Source organism: Flavobacterium sp. LAR06 (assembly GCF_041946075.1).
In the GTDB taxonomy this organism is placed as follows: Bacteria; Bacteroidota; Bacteroidia; order Flavobacteriales; family Flavobacteriaceae; genus Flavobacterium.
In genome coordinates, this window is the sequence record NZ_JAUTYT010000028.1 from 1 (window position 1) to 25,427 (window position 25,427).

At 36.2% G+C, this 25,427-nt stretch carries 14 protein-coding genes; 3 read left to right on the top strand and 11 right to left on the bottom strand.

What is annotated here, in order from left to right; translation table 11 throughout:
- Positions 1-3,413 (bottom strand): fibronectin type III domain-containing protein (locus Q7C23_RS22865; RefSeq protein WP_375034667.1); only part of this gene is annotated, 3,413 nt, incomplete at its 3' end.
- A 1,550-nt stretch (positions 3,414-4,963) separates the two neighbouring features.
- On the opposite strand from Q7C23_RS22865, the gene Q7C23_RS22870 reads away from it, so the two are divergent.
- On the top strand, positions 4,964-6,433 hold the full coding sequence (locus Q7C23_RS22870; RefSeq protein WP_375034668.1) for a G-D-S-L family lipolytic protein: 1,470 nt from the start codon (positions 4,964-4,966) through the stop codon (positions 6,431-6,433).
- A gap of 1,023 nt (positions 6,434-7,456) precedes the next feature.
- On the top strand, positions 7,457-8,269 hold the full coding sequence (locus Q7C23_RS22875) for a PepSY-like domain-containing protein (RefSeq protein WP_375034669.1): 813 nt from the start codon (positions 7,457-7,459) through the stop codon (positions 8,267-8,269).
- A gap of 119 nt (positions 8,270-8,388) precedes the next feature.
- On the opposite strand, the gene Q7C23_RS22880 is transcribed toward Q7C23_RS22875, so the two are convergent.
- The 6 genes from Q7C23_RS22880 to Q7C23_RS22905 all read right to left on the bottom strand — a co-directional run bounded on the left by Q7C23_RS22880 (position 8,389) and on the right by Q7C23_RS22905 (position 15,206).
- On the bottom strand, positions 8,389-8,739 hold the full coding sequence (locus Q7C23_RS22880; RefSeq protein WP_375034670.1) for a transposase: 351 nt from the start codon (positions 8,737-8,739) through the stop codon (positions 8,389-8,391).
- A gap of 223 nt (positions 8,740-8,962) precedes the next feature.
- Positions 8,963-9,268: a hypothetical protein gene (locus tag Q7C23_RS22885; RefSeq protein WP_375034671.1), complete on the bottom strand. Its 306-nt coding sequence runs from the start codon at positions 9,266-9,268 to the stop codon at positions 8,963-8,965.
- Positions 9,269-9,947: 679 nt separating this feature from the next.
- Positions 9,948-10,928 (bottom strand): helix-turn-helix domain-containing protein, encoded by a 981-nt coding sequence (locus Q7C23_RS22890; RefSeq protein WP_375034672.1) that lies wholly within the window; start codon positions 10,926-10,928, stop codon positions 9,948-9,950.
- Positions 10,929-11,051: 123 nt separating this feature from the next.
- The gene (locus Q7C23_RS22895; protein WP_375034673.1) at positions 11,052-12,788 is read right to left on the bottom strand and encodes an OmpA family protein; all 1,737 of its coding nucleotides are present in this window, start codon (positions 12,786-12,788) and stop codon (positions 11,052-11,054) included.
- 13 nt (positions 12,789-12,801) lie between these two features.
- Complete coding sequence (locus Q7C23_RS22900) at positions 12,802-13,746, bottom strand: type IX secretion system membrane protein PorP/SprF (RefSeq protein WP_375034674.1); 945 nt, start codon at positions 13,744-13,746, stop codon at positions 12,802-12,804.
- Between the two features lie 269 nt (positions 13,747-14,015).
- Positions 14,016-15,206 carry a gliding motility-associated C-terminal domain-containing protein gene (locus Q7C23_RS22905; RefSeq protein ID WP_375034675.1) on the bottom strand — a complete coding sequence of 397 codons (1,191 nt, stop codon included), beginning with the start codon at positions 15,204-15,206 and terminating at the stop codon, positions 14,016-14,018.
- A gap of 3,169 nt (positions 15,207-18,375) precedes the next feature.
- Between Q7C23_RS22905 and Q7C23_RS22910 the strand changes: the two genes are divergently transcribed.
- Complete coding sequence (locus Q7C23_RS22910) at positions 18,376-18,681, top strand: transposase (RefSeq protein WP_375034676.1); 306 nt, start codon at positions 18,376-18,378, stop codon at positions 18,679-18,681.
- 64 nt (positions 18,682-18,745) lie between these two features.
- Here the strand turns inward: Q7C23_RS22910 and Q7C23_RS22915 are convergent, their stop codons facing one another.
- The 4 genes from Q7C23_RS22915 to Q7C23_RS22930 form a co-directional block, all read right to left on the bottom strand.
- Positions 18,746-20,086, bottom strand: coding sequence for a TlpA family protein disulfide reductase (locus Q7C23_RS22915; protein WP_375034677.1), 1,341 nt, complete (start codon positions 20,084-20,086; stop codon positions 18,746-18,748).
- Between the two features lie 337 nt (positions 20,087-20,423).
- Entirely contained in the window at positions 20,424-20,696 is a 273-nt protein-coding gene (locus Q7C23_RS22920) for a hypothetical protein (protein ID WP_375034678.1), read from the bottom strand.
- A 147-nt stretch (positions 20,697-20,843) separates the two neighbouring features.
- Positions 20,844-24,515, bottom strand: coding sequence for a tail fiber domain-containing protein (locus Q7C23_RS22925; RefSeq protein WP_375034679.1), 3,672 nt, complete (start codon positions 24,513-24,515; stop codon positions 20,844-20,846).
- A 129-nt stretch (positions 24,516-24,644) separates the two neighbouring features.
- On the bottom strand, positions 24,645-25,427 hold a 783-nt coding region (locus Q7C23_RS22930), incomplete at its 5' end, for a hypothetical protein (RefSeq protein ID WP_375034680.1).

Sequence of the window (25,427 nt, forward strand, 5' to 3'; positions counted from 1 at the left end):
GAAATACTATAACTCTCTCCGATTCCCGAAATCGAACCCGGATTAATAGTCCAGCTTCCTAACGGCAATCCGCTAAGCTCAACACTTCCCGTGGCTATTCCACAGCCCGGCTGTACAATATTGCCAACAACTGGTCCCAATGGTGTTGGAGGCTGGGTATTTATTATAATGGTTGCCGATCCTATGGACATACAACCCGCAGCATTGGTAACCGTAACATTGTAAGTTCCCGCCGCTACATCCCGAATCACCGCTGTAGGACCGGTTCCTGAAATGCCCTGTCCGGTTCCTCCAACCAAATTTAACGTCCAGTTCCCCGATGGCAAACCACCCAGTTCAACTATTCCCAAAGCCGTACAGGTAGGCTGGGTAATTGATGTTACAGTGGGGATAGATGGAATTGCAGAAGTTGTGGCTGTTATCACTCCCGAAGAGCTACTTGTCCCACAGCCGTTTAAAGCACGCACCCTGTAATAATAAGTAGCTCCCGGAATTAATCCTGTAATTGGGCAAGATGTAACATCTCCCACATCTAAACTATTATATCCATCCACAAAAGTGGCAAATGTATTGCTTGTTGAGACATCTAAGAAATATGCAAAAGCATTGGTAGTTGTTTCCCAATTCGCGTTTAGACTTTCACAGCTGACATTTGTTGCTGCAGATGATACAGGCGCTCCGGGAGTAACAGGAGAGGTTCCTGCCGTAATGACTTGTGAGGAGATACTTGTACAAATACCATTGGAGGATCTAACTCTATAATAGTAAGTAGTTCCCGTTGTCAAACCTGAAACGGGGTACGCAATTACATTTCCGACTTCAAAATTATTATATACCGAAACAAAAGAACTAAACGAAATATCTGTTGATACGTCTATAAAATAACTACTTGCGTTAGATGCGGCATTCCAATTGGCCGTAAAAACATTGCAACCTATATTACCAGCTACCGCTGCAATAGGAACTGACGGATTTAAAGGCGCCTGATTTATGGTTGCAACTACAGGGGCAGAAACACAAAATAAATCATTAGTATTTCTTGCCGTAACATTGTAATTCCCTGCAGAGACACCAGAGAAGACATTCGACAACTGATAGTTAATACCGTCAATACTATACGCTATGGACCCTACTGGATCTGTAACTGTAATACTTCCAGTCGATACAGTACAATCAGGATGAATAATTGTTATTACGGGCTGTGTCGGCAAACCTGGAACCTCATCAACAATAACAGAAGCTGCAACTGATATACAACTTGGATCTGCAGCTAAACGTGCTGTTACAGTATAGCTTCCTGAATTTACATTTTCAAATAAAGCAGAAGCCTGATAAGCACTATTATTTAATTTATACTCATATTGCGGACCAACCGGACTAGTAATCCGTATTGCTCCAGGCTGAGTACAAGTTGGCTGATTAACTGGCGCGGCAATAGGCTCCGGCGAGCAGCCAACAGTTACAATCTGAGGAACTATTGTTATACTTGATGTATTATTATCTGTATTGGGATCAGGTTGAGCTGAAGAAGTAATAGCCGCTGCATTAACATAATTTCCAGTGGTCAGGACAGTCGCGGTAATTTTCAATTCTAAACTTTCTCCATCTTCCATTTGGTTAATATCCCATAAGCCGGTACTGCTATTATAAGATGTGCCTCGAGGTGCCGCAGCGGTAACAAAGGTAAATCCATTAGGCAGTAAATCAGTTACTGAAACACCTTTGGAATTATTCCCATTATTTGATGCTTTAACTGTTAGTACAATATTTGATCCCATATCAGGCATACTATTATCAACAGTTACCGTTACTGAAACATCAGCACATAAGACAACATCCACCGGTAAAGATTTTACCAACTGACCGCAGGGTAGAAAAGCCCCCATTTCATACATCCCAGTCCGGGTAGCGGTATGTATATTTGAAACTGCTCCTGGTATTTCTACACCATCGAGAAACCATTTGTAAAATGCATAGCCCGTATCGCCTGTCAATGTTGCAGTCGTATTTACACAATTTGGCGTCGAATTATATATTAATTCAGGCGTTTCTGGCAAATCAGCAATCCCAGAAAAAAAAGATGCCATTCCATAACCCGCTCCTGACTGCACCAACTCCATATTAAATTTAGAATTACAACTAATATCAAATACGTCAGGACTGCCAATCTCAGTGTTATCAAAATCTATAAGGTATATTCCTGAAGTCCCGAGCTGCCTTCTCGCCCCTGCCAAGTTTTCAAGGTCCACGCCATTTAAAGTAACAATATCAGTTGCACTATTTAGGTATAAGTATCCGAAATAAGGTACCGGATTCAACAATGAACCAGAACTGGTATATACCATAAACTTGGTAGAGCCAACATCAAAAGAGCCGCTACAAGGTGAAATTGGCAAACCTGTAACCACATCGACCTCACAACTATCGCCAGTTCCTGCATAAACAACCACATTTGATGTACTGGTAATTTCAGTTACCGAACCAACTGTAGCAGTTTGACTACCACCAGTGCTAAATTTAGTATAACTACCCGCCTCAGCAAGAGTCCGTGTTTCTTTACTAGCAACCGTACCATTAACATTATAATGCGTCAATGTTAGGGTAGTACCAGATTCCGTAGCAATGACTATAATTTGTTCCGCCGTTTTGTTTCCTTTACCCCTTACCATCATATATCTACTCCCTAGTGAGGATATAGGAGGTATTTGATCCGTAGTCCCATCAGCACAAGTTTCCGGAGAGTCGGCATTTGTTGACACATTCATAACTACATAATCTGATGAAGTAACTAAACTTCCTATTGCAGCTTTAAACAAATAACTTTGGCCAGCATTTAAAGATATCAAGAGAGATCCATTCACAAGTACTCTTGTATTATTGTTTATAGCCATAACACTATATGTGGGAGATTCACTTACACCATTAACCGTACTCAATACAGCATCATCCCGATAATATCCAACTCTAAAACTTTTTCCTAATCCTGCATTACCAAAACTGATCAATAAAGCATTTCCATACACAGTAAGAGCACTAAAACCTGACCGGTTCCCTACAATATCTCTTTGCTCTACTGAAATGGCCTGATTTGCTGAAATAATGACACCCGCATTACTTAAAATTGTATTAAATGGTAATCTGGGAACATTTATACTACCGGTGGGTCTGTAGATTGCCGGCGCACCTTTAACTGTACTGACAGTGTGCAGAAAAGTACCGTCACTTTTTGTTATAATTGCAGTTACGGGAGTGGTTGACTGAGTTGCAATTACAAATTCATTTCCTTCAGTAAAAAAATTCCAAGTAGTTGGAGCGATGTAATGCTTTCTATAGAACTGTGCCGTAGAAGTTTGGCTAATACTGATAAAAAAAAGCGCTAGAAATATGTTTTTTAAAATGTATTTTTTTTCCATAATATTGTTTTAAATCATTAAACACAAACTAATACATTATTATTTTTCCTATAAATTTAAATTATATTTATCAGAAAAGCAAAAAAATAGTTAAAAAACAACAAAACACCATAAAAACCCCCATTATTCACTATTAACAAAGCATTTTTACCTACATACGAATTTCAAAAACATATTAATAAAAAAAATAAATTATCTCGGCCCTGCAATTTTTTCCATATAAAAACACGTTACCAAAGGGAGGTCTTTCCAACAAACCCCGTAAATCAAAACCAATCAACTTGCCTCTAAGATTGTCAAAAAATCCCGAAAAAAAATACCAGGATAGCGTACCTTTTTCTTAATTTCAAACATTATCCCTGGTAGCCAGCAAATTACCCACATTCGTTATTTTGCACATGTGGCCGATTCCTAAATTAACAGACTGATACCGGGGTATTAGCCAAGCGAGTTCAATACTAATACCGTTTACTTCACAGGACTATCTTACAATACTCAAATCATTTTCTTTTCGCTTATGATGCAGCATAAAAAGCTGACTACTTTTTTTTTCCCGATATTTTTGATCCTGCAATCCTTATTATTATTATTATTATTATTATTATTATTATTATTATTATTATTATTATTATATTTTTTAAGGATACATTATTTCATAGAACAGTCTATTCATACTTGAATAGTATAATCAGAGAAATGAACAAAAAAAAAGCGCCTAACAATAAACTTGTTAAGCGCTTTAAAAAAAAACTATCTAAACTATCCATTCAAACCTTTGCAAAAGATTTTACAAATATCATCAAGTCAGACAATTTTAACAACTAAAAAAAGACATTAAAATATTACATTAAGGCATTAAATTCAATGCATCTTAATTATATATTATTAGTAATTAAACCCCATCAACGAATTACACACTCAAACTTTCGTCTTTTCATTTTTAATATATCCTCATAAGCTTTTTATGAATCATTGGAATGAGTTTTTTTAATCACCTCTCGCATATCTACAAGTTTTACCGCCAACTTTTGATTCCTGAAACAAAACCAGTGAACTATTGATAGTTAGAATTACATAATACATCTAGCCCCCGAAAAACATACTTTTCAGCAAAACTTCGCCATCATCCAAACAAACACTCAATTACCAAGCAATTACAGCAAAAGCTAAAAACAAGTATTCTGATCCTCCTTTTTATAACCTAACCATGGGCTAACGATCCGCAAATTTCACATAAGGAAGACTCTGAAATATGTCACGACAAATACACCCTAAGCACCTCAACCAATAAAGGAATTAAAACGACCGACCTAATCAAGTACGCGATCCCAAAGATCATAACACAAAAGACTTATTGTTAAATTTTAATGTCTTAACACCATAGTATTTACAGAGCACATCCTATTACTTTTACTACACAAAATATCTCGAGAAAACTTTTTTTCAGGTATTAGCTATTTTTAATCAAAGTAATAAATATTGCAAACTATTTTTACAGATCATCTTTTCAATTAAGAATCAAATATTTACAAATACAAAAAAAACATATTATGCAAAAAAAACATCAGTGCCTACTATTAACAGCTACTTTAGTCATTTCAGCATGCAGCAGCAACAATGATTCACCATTAAAAGACACATCAGTTACAAAGGGCCAGGCCAATTTCACAAAATATATAGCTCTTGGCGATTCCTACACAGCCGGATACAGTGATAATGCACTTTTCATAAAGGGCCAGGAAGATTCATTTCCTAATATTTTATCACAGCAGTTTGCTGCCGCTGATGGAGGAACATTTGCCATCCCACTTATGAACGACAATGTAGGTGGCTTATTATTATCGGGAAAAGCAATTGACGGTCCCCGCTTATTTCTAAACAATGGAATTCCTACCCAAGTATCAGGCCTTACCACTACAGAAGCAACAAATAATCTAACTGGACCTTTTAATAATTTCGGAATTCCGGGAGCTAAAAGTTTTCACCTAAGAGCACCATCATATGGAGACATCACAGGAGTCCTATCAGAGACAGCTAATCCATATTTTGCTCGTTTTGCAAGCTCTCCAACCACTACAGTCATCTCTGACGCTATTGCCGGGGATGCAACTTTTTTCTCAGTATTTATTGGAGGAAATGACATTTTGTCTTATGCAATCTCCGGAGGAACAGGAAGAGATCAAACCGGAAACAAAAATTATTTGAGCTATGACAATAATGATGTCACAGATCCTGGATTATTTGCAGATACCTATTCAGCCTTAATTGAAGCTTTAACTACAAAAGATGCAAAAGGAGTTCTGGCAAACATTCCGTACGTCAGCACACTTCCTTATTTTACTACCGTACATTATAACTCAGCAACCTTAACTCAAGCATTGGCTGACCAGCTAAATAACGGATACGATCCTTACAATCAAGGTTTGCAAAAATTAGCTCAATTTGGAATACTGACAACACAAGAAGCCGAACGAAGAACAATTAACTTTACAGCAGGAAATAATGCTATTGTTATTGAAGACAAACACTTAACTGATCTCACCCAACATAATCTTCCTTCATACAGACAAGCAACAAAAGAAGATTTACTTGTATTGACTTCTTCTTATTTTATTGGAACTTTAGTAAATGATGACCCGTTAAAAGTAAATGGACTATCTGTTCCATTGGCCGATAAATGGGTTCTAACTCCAGAAGAAACAACACTGATAATTCACACAACCGATGTATATAATATGACAATCAATACAATTGCTCAAACAAAAGGATTAGCTCTGGCAGATATCAAATCAGTCATGAATAAACTACACGACGAAGAAATCATTTTTGAAAATATAAAACTAACATCAAAATACATAACCGGCGGCGTATTTTCATTAGACGGAATACATCTAAGCGCCAGAGGCAATGCTTTAATAAGCAATGTATTTATAGAAGCAATTAATGAAAAATACAAATCGACACTCAAAAAAGTTGATCTTAGAAAATACCCTGTCAACTATACAGAAACTATACATTAAATTCTTTATTATCAACAGGCAAGAATCTTGCTCTTCACGCTCCAGAAAACGTGAATTACTATTTAAAACAATTGTTCCCCAGCTAACACCGCTGAAATTAATCATGATTTAACCTGTTTTAAAAAACAATGCAGTTTCTTTTGGAATTGCATTGTCATTTAAACAGACAACCAATTACAGTAAATTTACAGGTTGTCAAAATAATCTAGCACAACTATTTAACCCCCATTTCAATCGAAAGGCACTACCTCTGAAAACCTTCTTCTATTAGAATCTATATTCGCAAAGCAGTTGTGACAGCTATAAAAAAAGATATAATCTTTTTTTTAAATAGTACTAACGGCAGACATGCTCGCAAGATTAAGCCATTTTTGAAAACCAAATACTCCGGGGCCTATTACACACACTTCCCTATAAAGTAAGAACAGAAGAAATTAAACATTATTTTTTTTAAACTGGCATCACAGGCAGGGCTTTGGAAACGAATTTAAATAATAATAACTAAATATTACTTTAAATAGCTGCGATAGCAACATACTTAATTTTAAATATATTATTAGGGATTTTTCCATCATTAACAAAATCATTCAGCAGACAATAATACGAATCTTCAATTAGTAAGCCAGCTAATTTTAAAAAACATCATAAACATGTATACGTATACGTCTAATGTTATTAATTTTAATCCTTTTAAACTAAGCATCACAAATAGCAAAAAATTCTAAAAGACGGATAAGACTGCAAAACAAATTTTATATATTACCTCCTTACCTACTCACCCATGTAGTCCACCTAACCCACTATCCATTATCGAATGTAACTTTTAGATTCTTAATTAAATATACAATAAGCAAAGAATAAAAATTAGACTTATTGTGGCAGACTTATGTCTTAAAGTCACTATTTAAATATTCCAAAAATTATAATATTGCAACATTAAGTACTGGCTAATATACAATGGCGAGTTAATTTTTAATTTATAAAAAAATATTTATGAGAAATTTAATTTTAAAAAGCAGCATCATGGTATGCGCGTTATTTTTGGGCACATCGTGTTCTAGTGATGATGAAACAATGGTAAGCCCATCCGCGCTTCCTGATAACGCTAAAACATTTCTAGACACTCATTTTCCAAACGTGAAAATTTTAGCGGTAGAAAAAGAAAATTCAGCACGCACAAACGGCTCTGTGTATGATGTAAGTTTAGTAAACGGATTTGAAATAGATTTTGACATCTACGGCCACTGGACAGAAATAGATGGCAACACCTCTCCTGTTCCTGCTTTGCTAATACCGGAGAAAATCCAGCAATATGTTACAGCAAATTATTCTGGTGCGTTTATTGTTCAAATTGAAAATGAAAAAGTAAAATATGATGTTGAGCTTTCAAATAATCTCGACCTGGTCTTTACCCCTGAGGGTAATTTCGTTCGAATCGATTATGATGGTGATAATCATAATGAAATTGTTGTTAACCCCGCGACACTTCCCGATATAGCTAAAACATTCCTTTCAACCCATTTTCCCTCAGTAACGATTGTTTTGGTTGAAAAACAATATACAGCTCGTCCTAACGGCTCTTTTTATGATGTAACATTGGCCAATGGATTTGAAATAGATTTTGACATTGCCGGTAATTGGACAGAAATTGACGGTAATTATACCGCAATACCAATAGCGATTATCCCTGAGAAAATTTTATCTTACGTTACATCACATTACCCAACCACTAATATTGTCCAAATAGATAAAGAAACGACACACTACGAGGTAGAACTTTCCAATGATCTTGATTTAGTTTTTACATCCACAGGTGATTTCATCAGGATAGATTAATTTAAATTATAATTTAATTTATTTGAAGCCGTCTCAAAACAAGATTTGAGACGGTTTTTCATTTGTTGCCCATTTTGGGTTTTAATGTTTTGATTTTTAAGGAGAGGCAAAAATTGCCCTTATGCTGCAATTTTCTTTCTTAAGTTGTGTCCTAAAGCCATTAATCCGAACTCTAATTCTACTTTTTGAAGTCCTTTTAAAGAAAATCGTCTAAATCCGTTATTATGCTTGAGTTGTGCAAATACAGGTTCCACATCGGCAGAGCGTTGTTTTTTTCTTTGTATTCCTGTTTCACTGAGAAGTAATTCCCTTGTTCTTTCTTTATGCCTTTCAAGATTGTGGTTTCTCTCGATGCTTCTGTTTCCTTTGGCTTTAAAACATTGGCCTCTCATGGGGCAGCTCTTGCCGTTTTTAGCCTGCTCATGGGATAGAGTTTGGATATCCGCCAGCTGTCTTTTTCTGATTCTCATGGGTCTTGAGCATCTTTTGCCCCATCGGGCCTACCTAATAATCTTCTTGCTGATTACAATAAAGATTCTTTTTATTAAAGCCTTGTATTTCTTTTGATCGTTTTGATCCCGTTTCTTTTGAAAGGTAATGTATTTCACAAAAGCATTGAGCTTCTTTTTCTCCAGATAATCATAGTCCTCCTCACTGCCGTACCCTGCATTAGCTGTTATTCCTTCCAGATTTTTAAATATTGTTCACAAAAGTTTGTTCAAAATCCTCTAAGTCAGATGCAAGTGTTTTGGTGTAAGTTGAATTTTGGTGGATGATATAATATACATTGGTCATATAAGCATACAACATCCTTTTAAGCAGCATTTTTGGATGATAGCCCGGAGTACTTTCTTTGCTGCAGGCTTTTAAAAGGGATGGGATATTAATAGGATCCACAACCTGGTCAACCATACGAACCGGATGTTTCTCCCGAATTAGATCATCAAGCCAATAAACATAAAAACTCCTTTGTTGTTGGTTATACTGTTTAAATCTCACAATTAATCAACTGTTATTCAACAATTAAATATAAAACTGGCCTCAAAAAAAAAAAAAAAAAGCGTAAACAAATAGCTGCCTCAGTTTTGAGACGGCTACTTTTTACCAAATAAGACAATGACAATTTCTTTAGTTATTATAGCATTTAATGGCAGAGGATTTTCTAGACTAATCAAAGTATCTTAACAAGATATTCATTTTTGATATATTATTTTAATGAGTGATACTACCTGACGATATATTTTGCAAATATCAAATTGACCTATCAGGAGCAGATCTGAGAGTAGTAATAAAACAATTAATTATAGTATTCAATTTATATTAAACACCTGATAGTTCAGAGTGACATTTATTTTTAAATCATTCTAAAAAAAACCGCAGACCTAAAGCAAATAATTACACCGGCTGCCTACAACTTTGAATTTGAATCAATCCTTATTTTATACTGTAAATAAGTCAAACCCGGTTTCGGGGTTCTATATGTCAAATAAAATTACTATATCTAGCCGAATGCACAATCATCACATTGTTCTGAAGCAACATTAAGAATTAAGAAGAATTAAGCACTTTTACAGAAACCTTTTTTTAAGATTGGCCTGAAGTGACAATCGACTCAATGTATTTGTTATCAGTTTTTATTTAAAAAGAGCACCCTTCTTTAATCGAATCTATCCTTATATTACATTTTTTTTATAAAGTCACGAGGTGTCAATCCAAAATATTTTTTAAACCTTGAGGCAAAATAAGAATAATTAGAAAAATGGAGTTGATCGCAAACTTCAGAAATCGATGAATGATTTTCTTCAATAAGTTCTTTGGCCCTGATAAGCTTATTGTCCATAAAAAAAGAATTGGGCGTAGTACCCGTGATCTTTTTAAATAAACTTTTAAATTTAGTGTTTGACATATTAGCCATTCGCGCTAAAAACGTTATCGATGGAAAAGCCGAATCGGAGAGATCATATAAATAGTGCTGCGTTTCGATAATACTCGATAAATCCGCATCATCGACCTTTTCTATAACGATAGTATTGTTAAGCATTTGATCTATAAAATCCGAAACAAGCAAATATGAGGCCCCTTTAAGCTGCAAATCAAATATATCATCGCCTATTGTTAACTTTCTTAAATCTTTCAGAATATGATAACTTTCATTAGACATTCTATCAAACTTAATAAAAGTATTTTTAGTTGGATCCAATATTTTTTCAATATGTTGCGAGAAACGATCATTTTTTAAAGCAAATAAACTAATAGTGCTTTTCTTTATAAAAATGCAAAGAATAAAAGACCTGCTGCCTTGTTTGACATAATAATCCATTGATAAACTACTATCAATAACAAACATATTATAACCTAAGCGGCCTATATTATGAATAAAATCACGTCCTTTATTAACAACCTCTTCTTCTGTTAAATCATAAGTGAGACATATAAAATCTGTCTTTTTATTCTTTTGAATAAAATGCAGGTCTTCATGATAGGTTACATCAATATACAAAGCAAATGCATCTTCTCCGCAGTCAATAAAATATCGTGTTCCCGTATTGATACTTTCCGGAAGTTTTATGAAATTACCATCAACAACACCTTCTAATTGACTAACAAAAGGTTCAATCCAGTCAAAATCCAGACCATACGAAAGCACTACTTCTTTCATAAATAATTTTTTAGATTTTTAAAGATATGCAATAATTTTATATTCAAACATTTTATATACAAGAATAGCAAAAAAATACGTGTTTGCAAAGGATAAAAATCCATTTTCAACACACGTATTTTTTTATTTTTCTGTAACAATAAACTCGATACGTCTGTTTATCCTATGTTCGGCCTCAGAACATTTTACTCCATCCGAACACTTATTTATCAATAAAGTTTCCCCATACCCTTTTGTAGTAATCCGATCCCTGGCAACATCATTTGCCACAAAGTAATCCATCGCAGCATTCGCTCTTTGATTTGATAATTTCATATTATAAACAGCTGGTCCCGTACTATCAGTATGACCTATAATTTGAATTTTTAAAGAAGGAATAATTTTCATTAACATGATTATTTTTTGAAATTCAATCTCTAAATCGTGTGTAATTTTATATTCACCCCAATTTAGAAAAATATTTTCTAAATTTAAATATTTACCCAAATCCTGATTCAAATCAAAAACAAAATCACTCAGGCTACTTTCAGGCGCAATCAAGTCATCTCTGGAAACAATCACATTGGGCTCTTCTATTATGATAGATTTAATTTCTTTAAACCGATAAATATCATCTTTCCCTTTCCCCCCCTCACGATTAGAACTGAAAAATCCAATTTTAGAATTATCAAGTTTAACATAATTAAAATCATCAAAAGAGCTGTTCAGTGGCGCCCCAAGGTTGAGTACTGAAGAAAAAACAGGGCCTTTTTTCACATCTGTCACAAAGAGATCTAATCCACCTAAACCCAAATGTCCATTGGATGCAAAATACAATCTTCCGTCAGTGTTTAGATATGGGAAAGTTTCTTTTCCAGAAGTATTGACAATAGCTCCTAAATTTACAGGTGATCCATAAGTGGCGCCATTATTACCAACACTGACCTCGTATAGGTCACTGTCTCCAAATCCACCTGGCATATCAGAAACAAAATACAATGTTTTCTCATCAGGGCTTAAGGCCGGATGCGTGCAACTGTAAAAGTCATTGTTAAATGGCAAAACTACTATATCTTTCCATTGACCATCAATTAGACTTGCTTTATAAATTTTCAATACAACGGCAGAAACAGCAGCTGACTTTCGCTTTGCTACATCATTTCCGGCAAAATACATAGTTTTTCCATCCTTAGTAAAAACAGGACTAGATTCATGATAATCTCCCTGAACCTCCTTCGCAAATGTCTGAACCTCACTCAAAGAACCCTCTTTAGATAAAGCAGCCCAATAAAGTGATGTATAATAATCCGAAGTCCAGGAATCTTTCATATTTTTTCCATTTTCTGGCTTGCGCGAAGAAGTAAAAACAGCCTTGTCATGATAAACTGTCAGACCATAATCAGAAAACGAGCTATTTATTCCAACATCTTCTATCAGATAACAATCTGAATAGTCTGCTATTTCAGAAAGATCGCCATGATTATTTTTATAATTCTTTACACGCATATCATTACCATCAAGCCGCGAAAACTGCTCAAAATAACTCACTGCTTTGCCAATATCCCCCACTGATTTTAACGTTTGAGAATAACGATAATAATAAATAGGCTCTTTATCGCCTTCAAGCGCAAATAACTCAGTATACCATTTATTTGCCCGATCAAAATCTGAATTAAAAAGGTAAGCATCCCCTAATTTTCCAAAAAGATCAACGGATTTAAATCCCCTTTCAGCTACTCCTTCGTAAACCCGGATAAATTCAGAATACGCATACTTTTCATACAATCTATCTGCTTTAGTTAATTTTGATTCTTTTTTTTCCTGAGAAAAAGAAGTAATAAAAGACAATAATGTGACTATTGTAAATAGTGCTACTTTCATATAATAACTTTTTTTAAAAAAATCGTGCGTTTATAATTGGTTTTACCCCATCAAATATGTCAAAACGAAGGAATACTTCATGAGACCCTGAATTATAATTCCCTAGTTTGGTTGTATCAAAATCATAGGAATAACCTGCCATCAAACCAGGGGTAACCTGAAAACCTGCCATCCCACTCACTGCGGCATCCCAGCGATATGCAACACCAAGAGTTAATTTTTCCATAAACAAAAAGTTAGCGGACAAATCGACCTGCAATGGTGCCCCAACCGCAACTTTAGCAAGCACTGCCGGTTTGAACTGCACCTCTCTGGAAAGATCAAATACATACCCCCCCATCAGATAACCATGAAATTCTTCCTCCAAATTAGAGGTTTTATATTCATTAAAATGGCTTGTTTTCAAAAAATTAGGCACCGACAAACCCACATACCATTTCTCTTCCTGCAAGTACACTCCTGCCCCCACATTGGGTGAAAATTGTTCTACACTATTTTGAAATCTAGGGTCATTTGGATATTCATTGTCTAGCTTATTATAATTAACACTCACAAGACTAGCCGATGCTTTTACCCCAAAATACAATCGTGCATATGGGCTTACCGGAATATTATATGAAAAATCCGTAGAAAAATTAGTGTCACTTACAGGTCCAATACGATCACTAACCACTGTAATTCCCAGTCCCGTCCTGTCACCAACAGGCGTATTCATCGACAGTGTGTTGGTTTGGGGAGCACCATTCAGACCCACCCACTGTGCCCTATAAGCCCCGGTAATACTTAACATATCACGTGAGCCTGCATAAGCCGGATTAATAACACTTGTATTATACATATATTGTGTAAACTGCGAATCTTGCTGAGCCTGGGTACTAAAAACACCCCCTGCCACAAAGAGCAGTAATAGTTTTATTTTCAATTCTATCTTTTTCATAATATTTTTTTGATGATACATTATCCATAGATCTATTAACCTATATCATTTTATACTATCGATAATACATCGTTTCTGTTCTTTTATTTTTCATATATCTTATGGGCTACCCTTAGAAAATATTCCTTTCTACTGCTATCATTAACATCAATGCGGAAAATTACCAGTCATTGTAATTTTAATTCTATCAAGACACACCCCCTGCTGAATCTTCGATAAGTTTTTTTTCAACACATAAAAGCTGTAGAAAAAAAAGAAAAAAAAAATCACATAATTCACTCGTTATCAAACTACTGACTTATATACAAATACCCCGCTTTATTAACTTTTTTACCATTATCATTTACATAGTCTAAAATGTAAAAATAAGTACCATCGGGAAGTTTTTCCCCACGATTAACCGTTGCGCGCCCTTCGGAGAAACCTCTAAACACATTCCCTGAGGTATTATATGCTGAAGTTTCATACACTTTAACACCCCAACGATTATAGATCTGTACAGAACTACTGGCACAACCCTCAATACCAGCTACATTAAAGTAATCGTTGATTCCATCTTCATTAGGCGAAACCGCATTATAAACCACTATCTTTTTTCCGCCACAAGCAGGATCATCTACTCGCTTTACTCGAGCCAATGTAAAAACACCATAAGCCTTCAAAGGATCCGCAATCATACTCACTTGTTTTGTATTAGGGTCCGCAGCACCACCAATGTCAATCCATCGATTTTGAGCATCATCCCAATGTACAATACTTATCTCTTCATAAGGCGCTTGATAAATAGCTCTTGGGGTAACTTCTTCATTCCATGTCAATGTTAAAAAAACATCACTAACACCTGAAGTTTTTTCAATTTTCCAATACTCGGCATCATCAATATCAAGAATTTCACCTGCCTTATTACTGTGTGGATACTGTCCATTCGAATTTTCTAAATAATATCTACCCGTAAAACTGTCCTTTTCATTGGAAGGGGCCGATATCTCCATAGGACTATACATCCCATTATAACCACTAGGATACAAAAAAGCCTCATTTCCCACTTTACGCACCTCTCCCTGCACATAACTTTCCCTACTCGCATTGAGATGACCAGAACCATTTTCAAATACTATCAAACCTCCATGTTTATCTGTATCAATGATACCTTTATCAAAAGTAGCTACACCATAAATTTGCACATAGCTGTCTAAAAGAAAAGCAGGCTGCGAACCAGTGTTGTTATCAAAGACAACATGATTCCACTCCATAGGCGCTTCACCTGTTATTCTCTGAACCCCCATTCCATTTAAATATGTAGCCCCCGTAACAACACCCGGTGTAAAACCAACCTGGCCATCATTGCGAAAATCACCATACAAATACAAGTCACCGTCGTTGACCAGAGTCGCATTTGAGGCATTCTGCAATTCATCCACTGTACTCAATACTGTACCCGGAGCTATAGACAATTCACCTTTATTTAAAGTTTGCGCCATACCTATAACTGATAGCAGCAAAAAACTACTCAAAAGAAAACCCTTTTTTGTTAATATTTTTTTCATATAATTTTATAGTTGTTTATCCTTTTTTTACACTGGGAGCATCTTCCCAAAACCGTCTTTTAACACAATCAATTTATATCAAATTTTTTCTCCTTTTCAAATTACATTTCAATGCACTGTCTCAGGAAACTTTGACTATTCCACATCCATATTCTTTAATACAAATACCTCAATACACTATCATGCGATGCACTACATAAAATAATCATAATTAACAAGCCACAATTGAATTAGCGGCTTACCGCCTGTTACTTTATAAGTTAAAAACTAACTTAACAGTACACTTCGTTTTCATTTATAAAACCATTTATATTACTCCTGTTATATTACCCCACATAACAAGGTATTTTATTACTTTAAAAGAATACGCAAAGGTATTTTTGATCTTATCCACAAACCCCTTAAAAAAGACATGAAATCATTACAATAAGACATTTCTTATTGAAACAAACACTAATGAAGGACCAGGAACAACCATCAATACCGGAAAGCTAAACCCGGTAGAATAATATTATACCGAACTAAAACATTGCACTAACACCATAGGACTTCTATATTTTTCAAGTACCACCCAATCTCAATGGCCAGATTCTAACGAAACACAATTAATGGGAAAAAACTATCAAAAGAGGTATTTGATTCAGTAGTAATTTATTAATAATGAAGCAGAGTACAGCCCTCAGAAGGCGCCATACCAGTATATCATTTACTATAAATTTGCGATCCTGGCTCATTTTCTAAATTCTCTGGTGCTTTATTTTTGAGCTTTTGAAGTTTATGACTGAAAAACATTGACTTGACAAAAAAATCCCTCACACTAATAGCTTGATATACGTGCTGGCGCTGCATAAAAAACTAGGGCTTTTTACACTTTTTAATGGAGATATTGTGCATTTGCTGACCCATCTGACAAGTCAGAGATTCCAGGTCTTTACAGTAAAAAAAAGTTTAGGGAGGAATAAGTTCTTTTTATGCTTACGGTAGTCTGCTCGATTCAATACATATTGTAAGGAATAGAAAAAATCCATTTGTTTTATCTACAAGGAATTTGCAATTTTCTTCACTCTCCTATACAGCGTCGGCCACAACCCAAAGAGGTTGTGGCCGATAACTTTTAGAAAACTCTTCCTGATAGATCTTTATGTGGCAAAATTAGTAAAGGTTTCATCAACAGAGTAATGTATGGTAACTTGACCCCTGCAGAAACCTGATATTATAAGCTGCTTTAACTGCCCGTTTCACACGAGACCTTCTTACATGCGCATAAAAGTCACATCAGTACAGGGCTTGGAATAACTGTTTTTCTCTCCCCTAGAATTGCAGGATGCTGTTTGCATTCTCTAAGTTTTACAAGCTGCTCCTTTTTTTATTTTTGATGTGATATGTTCTGTTGTTTACTCAACTTTTTCTTTTTTCACTTGACTTATCTCACAGATTTTCCCCTGTAATTTCCCACCATCACTCTACTCTCCAATATTGTTCTCACTGTGTATCATATCTGATTCTACAGCATTACCTATAACTAATACCGCTTTATTTTATTTTGAAGTCGATCTTTGTTTTATTCGAATACCTTTTTTCTATGCAAAGCTATATTTATAGGTATTAGCCTCTATTTTAGTACCGTCTATAAATTGCTTCACCAAATTAGTGAGTTCCCAATCAACCATCACTATTATCAATTTACTAAAAATTTAATCAATATTGACTTTTATCTTTTTATTCTTAAATCATTTATAGTCTGAAATCAGGCTGTAGTACACCAGAAAAGTCAGATAAAGCAAATGTTCTCTTGAGTAGCTCCAGCAATATTTCCTCAAGAATAGGTATTATTTAAACTTATAAAACAATATCTTAAGCAACATTTTTGGCATAACAACCAGATCTACAACACTCTATGCTTTAATTTCTGAATTTATAATTGGCTAACAAAGCTATTTATCAACCTACCGGAATGATTCTCCGGAACAAATCATTTTAAATTCAAAAGAAAAAGTTCTTGCTCATGGACCCAATGAGGCTTAAAAACCGCTGCATATTCAGTGATTTTGACGCCTAAAAATAAGAAGAACAAAAAAACGCCAAAAAATATTTTTTTTTGCATAGCCCGCATTTTTTTTAACCATTTTTTACAGGCAGACACTATTTGTCAGCTAGCCAACTACTTCAACAGCTATAAACTCAAAGGTTTAAAGAGGTACTACCATAGACGTTCCGTAGGAGCCGCATGCCCCTTGACCACGCATGGTCCACGTAGCGTTGACTGAACTAGGAAACGGGGTTCTCACCCTAAAAGATGAGGTACTCATAAGGTCACATGAAGGGCACGAGTTGAAGCCTATACCAAACCCAGTCGCCCAATGCACTTGGACATCCCTACACGTTCTCCATGCCCCTGCGGCATAGCACGAGTAGGGAGCCGTGACGGTCGGCATCACGGGCTGTAGATACGCATCCACATGCCCAGACACTGTATTCGATGTTACCACTCCACCGTTGTTACTTACTCTCACACTATATAAATGCGATCCCGCGGAGGGTGGATTGGTTATTGTTAAAGTCGAAGTAGAAGCACCGCTAATAAAAGCGTTATCTGTGAGCCGAACACCGTTCATGTACCACGAGTACGATAAAGATGAGCCCGTTGCAGTAACCGTAAATGAACGGGTACCTGTATTTATGCATGTTGCAGCTACTGCCACTGGCTGTATCGTGATAACTGGGGGTTCTGGCCTACACATATCTACCCATGCGCTACCAGTATAGAACTCATCACAATTAGTTGTAGTGTTGTATATCAAAGTCCTGCAGCCGGCGACGCTATCGCATTACGCTGGACTGTTGTCATACGAGGAATTAATAACCCTCGATTAGTAGAAGTTATATCTAACATTGCCGAGGGATTTGGAATAGTTGTCCCAATCCCGATTTGGCCATGAACCACCCCACACAAGAGCACAAACAATATTACAGCGTTTCTTTTAAATTTTATCATTGTTTTTTTTTATTTTCAATAGGTCTATATAACTATATAAAGGATCAATACATATTGTTGTGGGGAAATATTAAAATCTAGATCTTTGCATTTCCAAATTATACCCGAATGCAAGATTCTTTTATTGACCTTCTTAAGCTATTATTGCCTGAAATAATAGTAGACTACTTTCAACTTACTTCTTATAAAAAAGAAGATGAAATGCTTCATCTTTATCTAAAAGAGATTAATTCGATTCCAAAAGAATACAGAGCATCCAAATTAAGTTCAAAAGGATTCTTCGAAGAAATAACGGTTCAGGATTTTCGTATCCGTGGACATCAGGTATATCTTCATATCTCTAGAAGAAGATGGCTTAATGAAGATACTGGAAAAGTAGTTTTAAGAGATTTTAATATTAAAACCGCTGTTTGACAGATTTTAATCATCGAAACTGACGGCTGTATTTGCTCTCATTTATAATTTATAATTGACCAAACTAGCGAGTGGAATCATTGGTCACAAACCAGTCATCGGCATGTGCCGCATTAAAAGGTTTTAACAAAATAACATTATTGGTATCTAGCAAATACATCGTAGGAGTAAGAAAAACACCATAATCCATTGCAGCTTTAGTATCCCATCCTTTAAAATCACAACTGGATACCCAGGGAAAATCTTGCACAAAACCAACATAAGCCACCGGATCAGTATCCACTGACACAAAAACAATTTCTACATCATACTTATCCTGCCATTGAGAATAGTACTTTTTCAAATCCGGTATATCCACTTGACATTTACCACACCAGCTAGCACCAAAAACAACCAGTTTATATTTATTTTTGATCTCACCTACAGTGGAGAACCCTTTAGTATTGTTAGGTGACAGTTGTATTTCCGGAGCCGTTTTGCCGCCCGCCATTTTTTCATATAACCCATATAGCGCAGCACTTTTAGCATCCAGCATGCATGTATTATCCCCAAGCATCTTCAAAGCAAGAAACTCTGCCGGTTTAAACAAGCTTCGTTCTTCCAGTTTTTTATACAAATACAAGGCAATTTCTTTTTTTAATTCCGGATGCGCATCCGTATTTTTCAATAGTACATCAGTTGCTTTATTGGCATGTTCGTTTACTTTATCCCTATCCCCGTAACTTTCTAACATTTGATAAAATCCACTAATCAAATCTTTAATCAATCCCGTATGCAAAAGTCTTTCATCAGCAAAATCAATCGCTTTGAAATCATTTTCATTCTTAGCAATCCATGCCGGATCACGATTGGCAGCATTAGCCATATCTTGCACTAACCTGCCCAATGATAAATAATATGCCACAAAAGATGATTTAGGCAAAGAGTCGATAAAACCCAAGAAAACATGTTCCTGCACCTCAATTTCCTTATTGATCCACTGCTGCTTACTGGCCGAACTAGCATATAGCGGCTTCAAATATTCCAGTCCATTTAATATTTCTTTGGACATTTTATAAGTCATCATTGCTTTCGAAAAAGCCGTGTTTTCAGCTGAATTTTTAAAATGAAGCGAGCCTAAATCTTCAAAATCGCTCCAGTCTATCACAAAATTTTCTTTATTCAGCAAAACAGTTAAACTCGCCCCGTCTTTTACTTTCAACACTGCAGTACCAATGTAGCCTCCAGAATATGACAATACATACTTACCTTTCGCGTCACACATAGTTTTCGACAACAGACTATCTTTTAAAGCTTCAAATCCCCATAATTCTATTTCCTTATTGCCAGCCTGTGGAAAATGCCCCTTAATAGTATAACTCTTCTGGGCACTAGCAATAAAGCTTAGCAGGAAAATTAAGCTCATTATAATTTTTTTTAATGTCATCAGATTCATCTTATACCGTTTTGTATATTTAAATGCCTAAATAATGATTGACTGAAACTGGGTTAAACTTCTAAATGGCGACCTTAAGAAAATAAGCGGGTGCTTTTCAAAGTTCTGACTGTATGCCACTATAACTCATGTATTAAAACCTCCATATTACAACAATAGCAAGTACTTTACTGCCATTGCGCACTGTTCTTTTATAGCAGAGGGATGCGGTGTTGTTACAACAATTCAGACCTTGCTGTAACCTATCACACCACATAGCATTACAAACAATAATTCTTTTTTTTATATATAATATAATTCAAAAAATTTAATTTGTTGTACCTGTACACACATTATACCAGCCTGTATTGTTCCTGAATTCAACACAATTTGTTGTTGTATTATAAATCATTAAACCCGGTGTGGGCGTCGGGATCGCATTGCGCTGGGCAGTTGTCATTCTTGGCAGCAATAAGCCCTTATTGGTCGATGTTACATCCAAAGCTGCCGATGCATGCGGGGTAGTTGTTCCTACACCAGACTGGCTATAGGACACCCCACAAGCCAATACGAAAAATAATATTGATAATTTCTTTTTCATAATTAAGTTATTTTATTATTAAAAATCAATTTGTAACTAGACAAAATACTTGTCGTTTTTCTTCATATACATGATGTCGACAAATAACACCTGATAACAATGCACCATCCAACATCAGGCACAACTTACTAAGTATCTATTTTAAAATTATTTTTTATTTATCGTTTTCAAAATAGCATCTATTTGAAGCTGCTGTTTTTCAATCTGTGCTTTCTGCTCTTCAATTTGCAATTGCTGTTCCTGAATTGCCTTAGTCAGAATTGGGATGATTTCAATATAATTGATGCTCAAAATTTTATCGGCATCTTTACTTTCCTTCACCAAGTCCGGAAGCACTTTTTGCAATTCCTGTGCTATAAAACCATCTTCCTTCATTGTGTATTGAGAATCTTTCAATTCAACTTTCTTATCATAAGATACCGGACGCAATGCATTGATTGTTTCCAGTCCTTTATCTAAATTTTTAATATTTATTTTCAAACGTTCATCTGAAGTAGTTAATATAGCAGATGCCAGAACATTACCATTAACGTGCAATTTTTGTGATGGTGCATTATTACCTATTCCTACGTTACCCTCTCTAATAGTCATTGCCTCAACTCCTATTCCAGGAGCTCCAGTTAGAACGCTATAAAAACGAAGGGATTTTCCTGCTCCCCCATTGTAATTAAAATACCCATCTCCCTTTTGACTTATTACTAAAGCTTCCGCAGCATTAGTCCTTATCCATGCCCCACTAGTCTGATCACCAGCCGCAAGTGCTGAAACAATTTTCAAACCTCCAATATCTATATTACCAGTAAAAGTAGCACCGCTTAAATTGGCCTTTTTATCCAATTCTACTTTTAGTCCCTGAGGGTGCACTGCTTTTGTTGCAACTGTTCCTGTTGTAGTCTCGGCAGCAGTTGCCAATTGTACAATACCTTTTACCGTTTGTGATGCATCTGGAACTGTTGCCACCGCTGGAGCAACCCATGAAGCCAGACCCGTAGCATCTGATGTTAATACTTTTCCGGCACCCGGGGCACCACCTGATATTTTAATTGTACCAGCAACATCTAACTTTGCGGATGGAGTTGTTGTACCTATACCCACGTTACCGTTACTCTTGATACGCATACGTTCATCGGCAGGAGTTACATTAGTTGACGAATTTTGATTATTAATATTAAAAGTAAGATCACCTACATCAAAACCGCCAGTACGCACATAACCAATTGCCCCTTTAGTAATATCATGAGTAGTATCGTGTTGGGTACCAATACCTATAAAAGTACTACTGCCTTCTATAAGGCCATTTTTCATAAATCGAGCAACAAATGAAGCCTCTCCAGCAGGAACGGAAGGCGCTACCACATCTAAAGGACTTATTGGATTAATTCCTGCGCCTCGTTGAATCCCAATATTACCAGTGAAATTTGCACCACTTAAATTTGCCTTTTTTTCCAGTTCTACTTTTAATCCTGCAGGATGAACCGCTCTGGTGGCATCTGTACCGGTTGTAGTTTCTGCAGCTGTTGCCAATTCTACTATACCGCTTACTGATTCTGTAGCAGGAACTGCCGTCGGAATTAGAGTCCAATCTGTACCCCACCTTCCATTGTTATATCTTCTATAGTACTTAGCTCCAGAGACAGTATTTATCATTTCTAAATAGATATTTTCAACTCCATCCCCTATTTGATAAGGAAGTGCAAATCCTGAAAATTTTCCACCATTTGGTAATCCGAGCTTATCGGTTCCAACAGTCAAATGATCACTAAACAGCCTGAAGAACATTGCCCCCTTTTTAATTACAGGCAGTAATGCTTCGTTAGGGGCAAAGCTATAAACACCTCTATATCCGTCTGATCCATCACCATTAGTAATAGGCCCTTTATTCAATTCTACTTTTAATCCCGCCGGATGAACTGCTTTTGTCGCAACGATTCCTGCTGTAGTCTCGGCAGTTGTTGCCAATTGTACAATACCTTTTACCGTTTGTGATGCATCTGGAACCGTAACTGAAGTAAGCCTTGAATTAACAAATTCAGTAGTTGCTAGTTTTGTTGAATTGTCTGTATTAGCTTGTGTTACACCTGTTGTGCCTGTTGGCAAAGATGGTGTTCCTGTAAAAATTGGAGAAGCTAAATCTGCTTTTAAAGCCAGAGCTGCTGTACTTGCTTTTTTATCCAATTCCACTTTTAGTCCCGCAGGATGAACTGCTCTGGTTGCATCTGTACCTGTTGTAGTTTCGGCAGCTGTTGCCAATTCTACTATACCGCTTACAGATTCTGTAGCCGCAACTACAGCAGGAATTGCTGTAATTTTTGCGTTTACAAATTCCGTTGTAGCCAATTTTGTTGAGTTATCGCCAACCGCCTGTGTTATTCCGGTCGTACCGGTAGGCAAACTTGGAGTTCCGGTAAAAATAGGCGATGCAAGATTTGCTTTTTTATCTAATTCTACTTTCAAACCAGCAGCATGGATTGCTCTTGTATTATCCGTACCAGCTGTAGTCTCAGCTGCTGTTGCCAGTTCTACTATTCCTTTTGCCGTTTCCGTAGCATCAGCAACCGTTGTCACTGCAGGCTCTGCCCACGAGGCCAAACCTGTAGCATCTGATGTTAATACTTTTCCAATACCTGGTGTACCACCTGATATTTTAATTGTACCAGCAACATCTAGTTTTGCAGCAGGAGCCCCATTACCTATACCAACATTACCATTTGAGGTAGCAGTGATTATATTCATTTGTTGCCAAGCGGTGCTGTTGTCACTCATAGAGCCCACATTAAATTTACCTCCCGCGTTTTCTACTATAAAAATCTTATTTCCTTCCGCAGCGTTAGGCTGCTCAAGCATTAGTCGGGCTGCTGTATTGGAAGTTATTAACATCCCTGCACTCATAGTACCAACAGCACTTGTTCCGCTTAAAGTTGTACGAATAGGCCCTGCAACATCTAACTTTGCAGCTGGTGTTGTTGTACCTATACCCACGTTACCATTACTTTTGATACGCATACGTTCATCGGCAGGAGTTACATTAGTTGACGAATTTTGATTATTAATATTAAAAGTAAGATCGCCTACATCAAAACTGCCAGTACGCACATAACCAATTGCCCCTTTAGTAACATCATAAGTATCATCATGTTGGGTACCAATACCTATAAAAGTACTACTGCCTACTATGAGCCCATTTTTCATGAATCGAGCAACAAATGAAGCTTCGCCAGCAGGAACCGAAGGTGCCACTACATCTAAAGGACTTATTGGGTTAATTCCTGCACCACGTTGAATCCCAATATTACCAGTGAAATTTGCACCACTTAAATTTGCCTTTTTATCCAGTTCTACTTTTAATCCTGCAGGATGAACCGCTCTACTGGCATCTGTACCGGTTGTAGTCTCGGCAGCTGTTGCCAATTCTACTATACCGCTTACTGATTCTGTAGCCGCAACTACAGCAGGCATTGCTGTAATTTTTGCGTTTACAAATTCCGTTGTAGCCAATTTTGTTGAACTATCGCCAACAGCCTGTGTTATTCCGGTAGTACCGGTAGGCAAACTTGGAGTTCCTGTAAAAATAGGCGATGCAAGATTTGCTTTTTTATCAAGTTCTGTTTTTAGTCCAAGCGGATGTATTACTTTTGTTGATGTTTGTCCTAATAGAATTTCCTCAGCTGTAGCAAATTGAACGATACCTTTGGCTAAATCTGTTCCATCAACAACAGGGGTATACACTACCTTTTCCCCTGTAACAGAAGTCAGGATCTTTGTTTGTGCCATCATTACCCCACTAACAAGCAGAAACGATAAGTATATAATTTTTTTCATATCAATTAAGCATTATACATTAGCAACATCTCTTTTCAGAACATATACAAATGTAATATTTTTCATTAAATTAATTTTAAATTTTAAATAAAACGTTAAAATATTTAAATATAATTAAAAATAGTTGATTTATTTAAAGTAATCAATAGCAACAACATCTCCTGCAAGCAAAGAGTATGTGTCATTTTTAGTTGAATCGTACGTTGCAATATTTCCACTAACAGATATTGCGTCGTTTGGTATTCTTACACCATTTATATATAACTTTACAGAGCTACCAACAGATGGCGCCGATAAATTAAAACTATTCTGATTGTCACTTGCTGTAAATTGCTGTATTACCTGAACCGATCCTAAAATAGGTGTTAAATCCAAAGCCGAAGAAGCGATTCCATTAACTGATGTGATTATACTATTTCCCGATAAATTATTCACAACCGAGTTTACCGCCGGTGCCGTTTTCGATACACCATTCACTACACTTGTTATAGTATTATCAATACTAGTCAGGTCATTAGTCGTAGCAGCATTTAAAGCCGTTGTAATATCCACAGGTGCTGCATCAACACCATTTACTGTTGTGACTAAATCCTTACCAGTAAAAGCATTGCTTACAGATGTCGCGGCAGCAACCGCAGCTGTTAAATCTACTTCCGCTCCTGTCACCCCGTTTACCGTAGTAGTTAATTTATCACCAATTAAGGTATTAGAAACAGTTGTAGCAGCATTTAATGCCGTTGTAATATCAACCGGAGCAGCATCAACACCATTTACTGTTGTGACTAAATCCTTACCAGTAAAAGCATTACTTACAGATGTCGCGGCAGCAACTGCAGCTGTTAAATCTACTTCCGCTCCTGTTACCCCGTTTACCGTAGTGGTTAATTTATCACCAATTACAGTATTGGAAAC